Source organism: Streptosporangium carneum (genome assembly GCF_027922005.1).
In the GTDB taxonomy this organism is placed as follows: Bacteria; Actinomycetota; Actinomycetes; order Streptosporangiales; family Streptosporangiaceae; genus Streptosporangium; species Streptosporangium carneum.
Window position 1 is genome coordinate 1 of record NZ_BSEV01000044.1, and the last position, 11,004, is coordinate 11,004.

The following is an 11,004-nucleotide window of genomic DNA, read 5'->3' on the forward strand; positions in this document are numbered from 1 at the left end:
GGCCGCCGCCCCCGCGCTGCGCGTCGCGGGCCGGGTCGCCGGGCCGCTCGCGCTCGCCGCGGGCATCGCCCAGGCCGCGACGGCGCAGACGACGGCGGAGAAGGCCGACGCCGCCGTCAACGTGGCCGGCGGGGCGCTGGCGTTGTCGGCCAACCCGGTCACCGGCATCGCCGCGGGCGCCCTCGTCGCGGGCGGCTACGTCGGCGGCAAGGTCGAGGGCGCCGTCACCGAGGCCACCGGCAGCAGCGCCGCAGGGGTGGCGGCCGGGACGCTGGCGGGCGCCGCGACCGGCGCCGCCATCGGCGCGGTCGTCGGCTCCATCGTCCCCGGAGTCGGCACGGCGGTGGGCGCCGGCGTCGGCGCCGCGGCGGGGGCCGTCGGCGGGTTCATCAAGTCGTACTGGAAGTAGCCGGACGCGATCCCGGACGAAGAATCCCGGAAGGAACCAAGGCCATGCCCGCTCTCATCGTCGTGAGGCTGCGTCCCGGCCGCCCCATGTCGGGGCCGGATTTCAGCACCGCGCTGTCGGGGCTCACGATCGAGGCGTTCGACCTGACCTTCGCCGACACCGAGACCGGGGTGTCGCTGGGCACGGCGTCGGGCGTCCTCACCTCGGCGGACGTCTCCGACCTCCTCGTGGACCTGACCACCACGGCCATCGTCCAGCACTTCCTGGACGTCACGATCTCCGGCCCCCTCATGGAGCGGCGTCCGGCGTCGGCGGCCACGGCCGTGATCGTGGCGAGCCCGCCCGCGGGGCATCCCGAACATCCGGCCGGCACGTCGTTCGACATCCGGCTGAAGATCACCAGGAACGGCGTTCCGATCGCCGACCGGCGGATCGACTTCAACGCCACGGTGGTCGACGTCGCCACACCGCCCGTGCTGCTGGCCGACGTCCTGGCGATGCCGCCGAGCGCGTACGCGACCGTCCCCGCCGTCGCCACCGGCGCGGGCGGGCGTCTGGAGCTGCCCGAGGACGGCGCTCCGCCCGGCTTCCACGGGCTGGTCGCCGCGATCGACGCGGTGCTCGCCCTCGACCCGGCGGACGGGCGGCGGATCTCCCAGCGCACCACCCTGACCGCCGCCCAGGCGCGGCAGATCGCCGCCGAGATCGAATGGGACCGGGCGATCCACCCGCCTCCGGCCGAGCCGAGGCCGCTCGGGGACATGTACACCCTGCCGCCGGTCAACCCGGCGGTCGAGGCCGGGGACGCGGAGAACGACCGCAGGCGCTTCGAGGCCGAGCTGGACGGCTACCACGCCACCCACGACGGCCGCACGCTGCGGCTGGCCGGGTTCGTCCACGCCGCCTGGGCAGCCATGATGTGCGAGCGGCTCAGCGCGGGCGAGCACCTGTCGGGACCGGGACCCGCGCAGGGAACCGTGGACGGGGTCAGGGCCGCCACGCTGACCTTCCCGCTGCTCCTCGGCGCCTCCGACGGGACCACCCTCAGGCATGCCGCCGTACGACTCGCCGGCGACCCCGCGGGCGGCGCGCTCGACCCCCGGTTCACCGTCCCCGCCGCCTACTTCTACGCCCTCGGCGCCGCGCTGCCGCCGCAGGTCGACGTGGCGCAGCGGTTCGCCACGGCCAAGGCCGACGCCGAGGCGAAGACGCTGGTGGCCATCCAGACGGCGATCGAGGCCGGTGTGGTCGCCGCCGCCGAGCCGCCCGCCGCCACGGCGGGGCCGGCCCAGCCGATCGTCCCCGCCCAGGCCGCGCGGCGGCTGCGCGCGATCGGCCAGGCCTCGACGCCCGCGCCGCACGTGCCGCTCGACGCGGCCGTGCGCCCCCTCGTCACGGCCTGGCTGGACCATCAGGGGCCGACCGCCGCGATCGACGCCGGCTTCTGGGTCCCGGCGGTCGCGTCCGGATCCGGCGCCGCCGCCTACCTCGCCCTGCTGCTGCGCGCCGTCACCGACGACTTCGACCCGCTGATCACCGCGATCGTCGCCGAGCTGGGGGTCGCCTCGGCCGCCGCGCTGGTCGCCGTCACCGACGAGCGGTGGCGGAGACTGTTCCTGCCGCCGCAGGCGCCGCCCCGGCTCGACCTGCTGCCGCCCTTCACCGACGTGGGGCCGGCCGGCACGCCCGCCGACCGGACCGAGGTCTTCATCCGGCGCCTGCGGCAGTTCTTCGCCGTGCCGTTCACGCAGGTGGTGCAGACGGTGTCCGCGCCCGGCTCCCCACCGGCGCTCCAGCCGCCCTCCGCCGACGTGTTCGCCGCGTTCGCCGCGCGGTACGCGGCCCACGGCGGCGGGACCTACATCCCGGGCTCCGCGCGTGACCCCGGCGCGACCCGGTCGGCGGTCGCCGAGGTGTTCCCGGGAGACGGCGACGCCCAGGCATGGCTGGCGGCGGCGCTGGACGCGATCGACGCGCTGCACGTGCTGACCGCCTTCGCCGCTCCCGGAAGCGCCCACGAGGAGCTCAGGTTCTCGCTGATGGAGGCGCTGTACGCGCGAGGCTTCACCACGGTGGAGGCCGTACGGGCGCTGAGCCCGGCCGACTTCCCGCGCGCGCTCGAGGGCACGGTCGCTCACCCGTTCGCGGAGGACGTCCAGACCGCGGCGGGCGGCTCGACGGCCGGTCCGCCGGACCGGCAGGAGGGGTTCGTCCCGGTGAACCCGGGCGGGCTCACCGACTGCGTGCCGCCTCCGCATCTGTCCCCGTTCGGCCTGACGGCCTATCTGGGCGAGCTGCTGCGGCTGTCGGCGGCGAGCACCTGCGCGCGGCCGTTCCCTCCCGACGCCGAGCGGACGACGGCCGGGCTCCTGTCGGGCCGCCGCGGCCCGATCGGCGACCTGCGCGCCACGGCCGCGAACCTCACGACGCCGGTGCCGGTCGTCGACCTGGTCAACGAGAGCCTGGAGCATCTGGCCGCCGCCGCGGCGACGGGAGGGGCCGCCGGAGGCGCCGTCTTCGACACCGCCTCCGGCGAGGTGGCCGGGCACGTCATCGGCGGGGAAGGACACGATCCCGCGGTGCTGCTCGCGGCCGTCCCCGAGCACTCGTCGCCGTCGGCCGCCGCGTCCCCCGCGGCCTACGCGGCGCTGCGGGCGGACGCCGGCGCGCCGCAGCTGCCGTACGACCAGGCGCTGGACGTGACGCGCACGTACCTGGACGCGGGCGGAGTCAGCAGGTACGCGGTGATGCGCCGGTTCCGGCGGAGGATCACCGAGTTCGCGCTCGACCCCGGCAACGAGCCCGAGGGGTTCGCCTCCCATCGCTGGCGCTATCCGGTCCGGCTGGAGACGGCGCTGGAGTACCTCTGCCTGAGCGCGCGGGAGCACGCGATGCTCTACACCCGGACGCCGGGCGAGGAACCGGTCGGCGACGTGCCCGCCGCCTGGCAGCTCTACGGGTTCTCCCAGCCCGTCGTCAGCGACAGGTCCTGGACCAGGATCGCCGTGCGGCTCCCCGAGTTCCTCAGGCGTACCGGGCTCGACTACTGCGACCTGGTGGAACTGCAGCGCAGCGGGATCGTCCGGTTCGACGTGACGCCGGCCGCGCACGGGCGGCGGGAGGGTGACGGGCGGCTGCCCGACTGCCCGCCGTGCGATCCGCAGGAGCACCGGCTGCGCTTCCCCGCCGAGGGTGAGAGCGACGACACGGCGGGCGGCCTGGTACGGCTGGCCCTGGTGGCGCGGCTGCAGGCCAGGCTGCGCGGCCGGTGCGCGGGCGGGCTGTCCTTCCAGAACCTGGCCGACCTCGACGCGGTGCTGCACCTGTTCGCCGCCGACGGCACGGTCAACCCGGACTTCCTCCGGCAGCTCGCGGCGGTGCTGATGCTCTGCGACGACTTCGGCCTGCCGCTCGGCGCGGGCGGCGGATCGGGGCCGCTCGAGCGGATGCCGCTGCTCGCGCTGTGGGCCGAGGACGCCTCCGAGCAGGAACGCTCACGCGCGGTGGGGCTGCTCCTGGACGGCGTGGAGGAGAGCGCGGGACGCGCCGACCCCGACCTGGAGACCACCCCCGAACTCATCAAGATCATTGGGGAGAACCTCGACGCGCTCTCGCGGCTGTCCGGCTTCGACCCCGCGGTCCCCTCCGACTCCTGGCGGGCGAGACCGGCCGCGACCCTCCGCTTCGCCGAGGTGCTGCTCAAGGTCTACCTGTCCCCGTTCACCGTCGGCGAGCTGCTGTTCCTGCTGACCGCGGACGACCATCTCGAGGGCGACGACCCGTTCCCCCTGCAGGACCGCAACGAGGCCGCCGAGGACCCGCTGGCGCTCGGCGACACCGAGGCGTTCGACGGCCAGGGCCCGCACTCGCTGTGGACCCTGCGCGCCGCGCTCCGCGAGGCCGCGGTGAGCCAGGAGGACGTCGAGCGGTGGAGCTGGCACCGGATCGTCCGGGCGCTGCGCGCCGACTTCGGACACCTCTCGCCCGCGACCGGGCCCGATCCGCTCGACCTGCTCGGGCGGCGTTTCTTCGCCGGGGAGCTGCGCGCGGCCGGGACATCGGTGAGCCCCGCCGACTCCCGGTTCTCGGTCCCGCTGCCGGCCGCGGAGACCTCTCCAGACATGTGGGCCGGCGGCCCTCCCGAGGGCGGGTTCGCCTACGACGCCGCCACCGAGGAGCTGTACTGCCGCCTGCCGCTGCGTGACGCCGACGTGCTCGACCGGCTGCTGCACGTGCGCCCGCTGAACGCCGCCGAGCGTCGCGCGGTGCGGGACCTGTACTTCGCGCCCAGGGTCGCGCTCGCACCGTTCGCGGCGATCTTCGAGAACCCGGTCGAGGCGATCGAGTCACTGGTGCGGGAAGGTGACAGCCATGCCCGCCTCGCCCGGTTCCGTACGGCGTTCGCGCTGTTCAGAAGGCGGTGCGAGCTGATCGCCCGGCATCTCGCCGGACATGTGCTCGCGGCCGCGGGCGACGACCCACGAGACGCCGAGCGGGCCGTCCCCGCCGCGTGGCTGCTGCTGCGGGAGCTGTGGGCCGACGAGAACCTCGGGCTGGAGCCGTGGGAGGCCGACTCCGGCGCCCCGCCGCGGGTCACCTGGCCGTGGCGGCCCGGCGGCGGCGCCTTCGCCGCCCTTCTCGGCCTCACCGGGACGGGCCTGACGGGCGAGTACACCCCCGCGGACTCCGCGGGCCCGCTGCTGTGGCGGGAGGTGCGCGGTCCGATGAGCGCCTTCGGCGACACCAGGAACGCGAACAACGCGCCCGTGCCGACCGTGGTGCCGGCGATGGACCTGGAGCTGACACCGCGGCAGCTCCGCTACCTCAGCGTCCGCAACGGGCTCGCCCTGCTGGACGACGACGGCGAGCCGCTGGGCGGCGCGCAGGCCTTCACGGTGCGCTGGCACGGGGTGCTGCTGGTCGAGGAGGGCGGCGTCTACCGCTTCCACGCCGGCTGCCTCTGCCGCACAGGCCGCGCTACGGAGCACGAGGACCACGGGCACGACCAGGGGCACCGGCGGGGACACGGCCACGGGTGGCGGCACGACGGAGACCACGGTGACCCGCACGGGGACGGAGGCGAGGACGGACCCGATGACCGCTACCGGCACGGACGCGCGGACGGGCATGACGACCGGCATGGGGAAGGGTGCGACCGGCGGGACTGGCGGGTCGTGTTGCGCCGGGGGCAGCGCGTGTGGACGGTGCTCAACCACGGGATGCCGGGAGACGAGGCGCCCGGACACCGCTCCGGCCCGCTGCGCCTGCGCCGCGGCGCGTACGCCATCGTCATCGAGGCGCGGCAGCACGTCCCCGAGCTGTCCCACGGCGGCGACGCCGATCCTGTCCGCACCGGATTCCGCTTCGCCTACTCAGGTCCCGACACCTCCGGTGAGGTGACCCCTCTGCCGTTCGACCGGCTGTTCAGGCCCGCGAAGACGGCCTCCCTGAGCGACGGCGTCGTACGGCAGCCGACCGACGGTGAGTCGGCCGGCGGTGAGTCGGCCGGCGGTGAGTCGGCCGGCGGTGAGCGGGCCGGCGGTGAGCGGGCCGGCGGTGAGCGGGCCGGCGGTGAGCGGGCCGGCGGTGAGCCGACGACCGTCATCAGGCCGGGCGAGGCCGCCGCGGCGTGGCTGGACGGGCTGTACACCAGCAGCCTGCGCGACATCCGGCGCACCTACCAGCGGGCGTTCAAGGCGCTGCTGCTGGCACACAGGTTCGGGCTGTCGGCCCGCCCCGAGCGCGGATACCGGCAGTCGGAGCTGGGCCACCTGCTCGCGCACGGCGAGACGTTCGCCGGCACCGCGCACCTCCGCACCGGACCCGCGTCGTTCGGCGTCCACCGCGCCTGGATGGACCCCGACCTGCTGCCCGTCGCCGACCCCTACCTCCCCGACGCCGTGGCCGACCAGCGCGGCGACCCGAGCCCGCAGCGGCGGGCCGCCCTCTTCGACGTGTGGGAGCGCCTGTACGACTACCGGGACCTGCGCCGCCGAACCGGTGCGGCGCGCGAGCGACCGGCGTGGCTGTTGTTCGCCGAGGTCGCCGAGCGGCAGCCGGACGACCCCGCGCACCTGCTCCGCCACCTCGGCGTGGACGCCCGGCACGCCCCGCTCGTCACCGCCTACTTCGACGTGCCGCCTGACCCGTACCGGCTGGCCGCTCACGACCTGGCGGACGAACGCTGGGCGATTCGTGCGTGGCGCGGCTCCCGGCTGCTGCGCGACCTGACCGAACGCCTCGTCCCGCCGAGCGTCGGGGCCGCCCGTCCCGACCTGTGGGCGGCCGACGACCCCGGCGAGCCGGTCGGGACGCCGCCGCTGCGGGGGACCGCCAACCTGATCCGGTTCGTCGAGGACGCCTACGTCGAGAACACGACCCCGCGCAGGTACACCGACCTGCGACGCCTGAACGACGGCCTGCGGGAGCGCGCCCGCCGGGCGCTGCTCGCCTATCTGTGCGGGATGGACCGCGTCGCCCTGCCCACGGCCCCCGGCCGGTTCGTCCGAACCCCGGGTGAGCTGTCCGACCTGCTGCTGCAGGACGTGGAGGCCGGCCCGGGACAGCGGACCACCCGGATCGAGGACGGGGTGGCCGCCGTACAGGCCTTCGTGCAGCGGGCCCTGCTCGGTCTCGAACCGGCTCTGGCCGTCGGCCCGGGGACGCGCGAGCTCTGGCGGAGCAGGTTCGCGACGTTCGCGGACTGGCGGGCGTGCGCGCGCAGGCAGGCCTACCGGGAGAACTGGATCGAATGGAAGGACCTGCGCGAGGCCCGGCGCTCGGAGGCGTTCCGCCTGCTGGACGCGCAGCTGCGGGAGGACCGGCTGAGCGTGCCGGTCCCGGGTGGCCTGGAGTGGTGGCCCGGCCCGCGTCCCGCCGGGCATCCGGCGCTCGGCCTGCTGCAGGACGGCGAGCGGGCCGTGCAGCGGCTGCTCGACGCCCCCGCGGAAGGCCTCGGGCTGCTGGGCCGTCCGCTCTCCTCCGCGCAGCCCGCCTGGCTGACCCCGGCGCCCCTGCCCCTTGACCCCGGCGGAAACGGCGAGGACGACGAGACCGACGGCGGCGGGAGCCGCGAGGATGACAGGGGCGGCGACGGCGGGAGCGGCGAGGGTCGCGGTGGTCGGCGCAGGTCCAAAACGGGCGGGCGGAGCAGGCGCCGTGCCCTGCCCGCCGCGGCCGAGCCCACCCTGACGGTGAGCGCCTCCGTCGAGCAGCCGGCGGAGACCCGGCTGCCCCTGTGGCTCACCGCCGCCATCTCGCTCGGCGTGCCGTTCGTGCGGGTCGCCGCGGCCGGCGTGCCGTACGCGTCGGCCCACCCTCACCCGTCCGGGCCCGCGTCCGGCTGCTGCGACGCCTGCGACCATGACGATCCGGAGGAGGTCGTCGACGAGTACTACTTCTGGCTGGTCCCTGGAGCTCGCTACGACGCCGACGACCCGGGGCAGGACGCCGACGCCGGAGTCGTGATCTCGACCGCCGCCGACCCCGCCGACCAGACCTCCGACTGGCACCGCCCGGACAAGCTTCCCGGCCTGCTCAACTGGCTGCCCGGGGGCACCGCCCACCTGTGGTGGTGCCGGGTGCGCGGCGGCCGGTTCGAGCCTCCCCGCCGCAGCGCGGAAGGAGTGCGGCTCAGACCCGGGTCCGCCCCGGTCGAGCTGGTGTTCCAGGGGCGGACGGGAGACTCGCTCCGGTTCACGGTGCCCTCCGCCGTGCGGCCCGTCGGCCACTCGGATCCGACTTCGCCGGGGTTCCGCTACGACATGGCGCCGGACGCGGCGCTCACGCTGCCGCTCGTCGCGCCCGCCACGCCGTCGGGGGTCTCCTATCCGGGGGGCATGGCCGCCTACCCGTACTTCGCGTTCGAGCCGCCGGGCGCGCCGCTGCTGCCGCTGTCGCCGTTCCCCGTCGTGTCCGCGGTCGCGGGCGCGCTGCGCACCCACTGCCGCTTCGACGCCGCTCTGGCCTGGTACGACCTCGCGCACCGGCCGCTCGACGCCGACAACGCCTGGCGGCCCGGCGGGCCGCCGGAGCCCCTCTCCCCCGTCGCCGTGCGGCGCAGGGCCATGCTGCTGTCGTACGCGGAGACCCTCGCCCAGGCAGCGGACGCATACCTGAACCGGGGCGACGCGGAGAGCACCCGGCTCGCCCGGGTGCTGCTGGACGTGCTGGCCCGTCTCCTGGGCGAGGCGCCCCGGCGGATCACCGGTCCCGACGAGCCGGAGGCCGCCGCGCTGTCGGCCTTCTCGCCCCGCCCCGCCTCGCTGAACCCGCGCCTGCTCGCCCTCTACGACCGGTGCGCCGACCGGCTCGGCCGCGTCCGGCACGACCTGGACGGCCACCGGCCGCACCCGGGCGGGAGGGCGGCGGAGGAGCACGGTGAGGCGTCCTGTGAGAGCGGCTGTGACGGCGCGGGCTGCCATGGCGCGACCGGGCCCTACCGGTTCGCCTACCTGCTGCAGAAGGCGCTCGACATCACCGGGGAGGTGCGCGGCTTCGGCGCGAGCCTGCTCACCCTGTACGAGAAGGGCGACGCGGAGGGGCTGGCCGCGCTGCGCGCCGCCCACGAGCACCAGCTCGTCGAGCTGGGCAGGCGGACCAGGCAGCTCCAGTGGCGGGAGGCGGACTGGCAGCTGCAGGCCCTGGAGAAGACCAAGCAGGGCGCGCTGGCCCGGCTGGCCTACTACCAGCGGCTGCTGCAGGGCGGCAACAACGCCGGAGAGATCGGATACGAGACCCTGACCGTGGTGTCCACCGCCTCGCGGGTGGCGGGCAACATCTCGGAGGGCATCGCCCAGGGCATCGGCATGTCGCCCGACTTCTGGCTCGGCGTCGCCGGGATCATGGGAACGCCGCTGCAGTTCAACCAGTTCCCGCTGGGCAACAAGCTGGCCGCGGGTTTCAGCACCGCCGCCCGGATCATGAACTCGGTCGCGGAGAACGCCGGCACCAGCGGTGCCCTCAGCCTCACCGAAGGGGGCTGGCAGCGGCGCGAGGACGAGTGGCGGCACCAGATCCAGGTGATCGCCATCGAGCTGCAGCAGATCGAGCGGCAGATCCTGGCCGCCGAGCGGCACCGCGACGTCGCCCTGCGCGACCTCGACGTCCAGGAGGAGCAGGTCGGGCACACCGCGGAGGTGCAGGACTACCTGCGCGACCGGTTCACCAGCGCGGAGCTCTACCTGCACCTGCAGCGCGAGACCGCGGCGCTGTACCGGCAGCTCTACGACCTGGCGCTGCGCACCGCGCGGCGGGCGCGGCGGGCCTTCCTGTACGAGCGCGGGCCCGGCTCGGCGGCCCCCGCGTTGCCCGAAGCCGGCTGGGACTCGCTGCGCCAGGGCCTTGTGGCCGGGGAGCGGCTGCATCTGGCGCTGCGCCAGACCGAGGCGGCCTACCTCGAGGAGAACTGCCGCGAGTACGAGCTCACCCGGCACCTGTCGCTCCGCCTCGACTTCCCCATGGCGTTCCTGCAGCTCCAGCAGACCGGCTACTGCGAGATCGAGGTGCCGGAGTGGTTGTTCGACCTCGACCACCCAGGCCACTACATGCGCAGGATCAGGAACGTCACGGTCACGATCCCGTGCGTCGTCGGGCCGTACGTAGGGGTGAACTGCCGTCTGACGCTGCTGAGCAGCCAGACGCGGGTTGATCCCGCGCTGCGGGACGCGGCCGCCGACTGCTGCGGCGCGTGCCCGCGCGAGCCGGGCTGCCGCTGCGCCGACGCCGGGCGGTGCCTGTGCCCCGGCGGCGGTTCCGCGCGGCGCTGCCGGTGCGCGCGGGGAGGCTGCTCGCGCTGCCCGGCCCTGCCCGACCCCGCGGCCGGGTACGCCCTGGCCGCCGACGACCCGCGCGTCGCGCGCGCACACGACGCGACGGAGGCCATCGCGACCTCCGGCGGCCAGAACGACTCAGGGCTGTTCGAGCTGAGCTTCCGCGACGAGCGCTACCTCCCGTTCGAGTTCCGCGGGGCGGTGAGCCGGTGGCGGTTCGAGCTGCCGCCCGAGGACAACCGCTTCGAGCTCGGCAGTGTCAGCGACGTGCTGCTGCATCTCAACTACACCGCGCGTGAGGGCGGCGACCGGCTGCGTGAGGCGGCGCGCGCCCACGCCAGGGGCAGGCTTCCCGGCGAGGGCTTCCGGATCGTCGACGTCAGCCGGGATCTGCCCGACGACTGGTACCGGTTGCGGTCCCTCGCGCACCGCCCCTGGGTGCGCTGGCCGCTGCGGCTGGGCCGGGAGCTGTTCCCGTTCGTCCCCGGCGGGTGCGACCTCCGGGTGACCCGGCTGGAGCTGTTCATCGAGGTCGGGACGCCCGGCTGCCGGTCGTCCGTGCCGGTGCGGCTCCTCGCCGGGCACCGGGGGAGGCACGGGGAGGAGCACAGGGGGGAGCACGGGCAGGACGAGCCGTGCGGCTGCCCGGCGGTGGAGGCCGAGTGCGTGGCGAGCGCCGACTGGCCCTGCCTGTTCCACGGCGTCCTCGAGGCGGAGCTGCCCGTGGACGGCTCCCAGCAGGTCGAGCTGGTCTTCCCCGAGCTGCCCGGCGGGATCTCCGCGCTCTACCTGCTGTGCGGGTACGGCCACGCGGCGACCTGACCT

Annotated in this window: 1 protein-coding gene and 1 pseudogene; both read left to right on the forward strand. The window is 75.4% G+C overall.

Annotation, left to right across the window (positions count from 1 at the left end; translation table 11 throughout):
• Window positions 1–409: pseudogene (locus tag PKF00_RS42145) on the forward strand (hypothetical protein); the annotation flags it as partial.
• 44 nt (window positions 410–453) lie between these two features.
• Window positions 454–11,001 carry a Tc toxin subunit A-related protein gene (locus PKF00_RS42150; protein WP_271223395.1) on the forward strand — a complete coding sequence of 3,516 codons (10,548 nt, stop codon included), beginning with the start codon at window positions 454–456 and terminating at the stop codon, window positions 10,999–11,001.
• The last annotated feature ends 3 nt before the right edge of the window (window positions 11,002–11,004 follow it).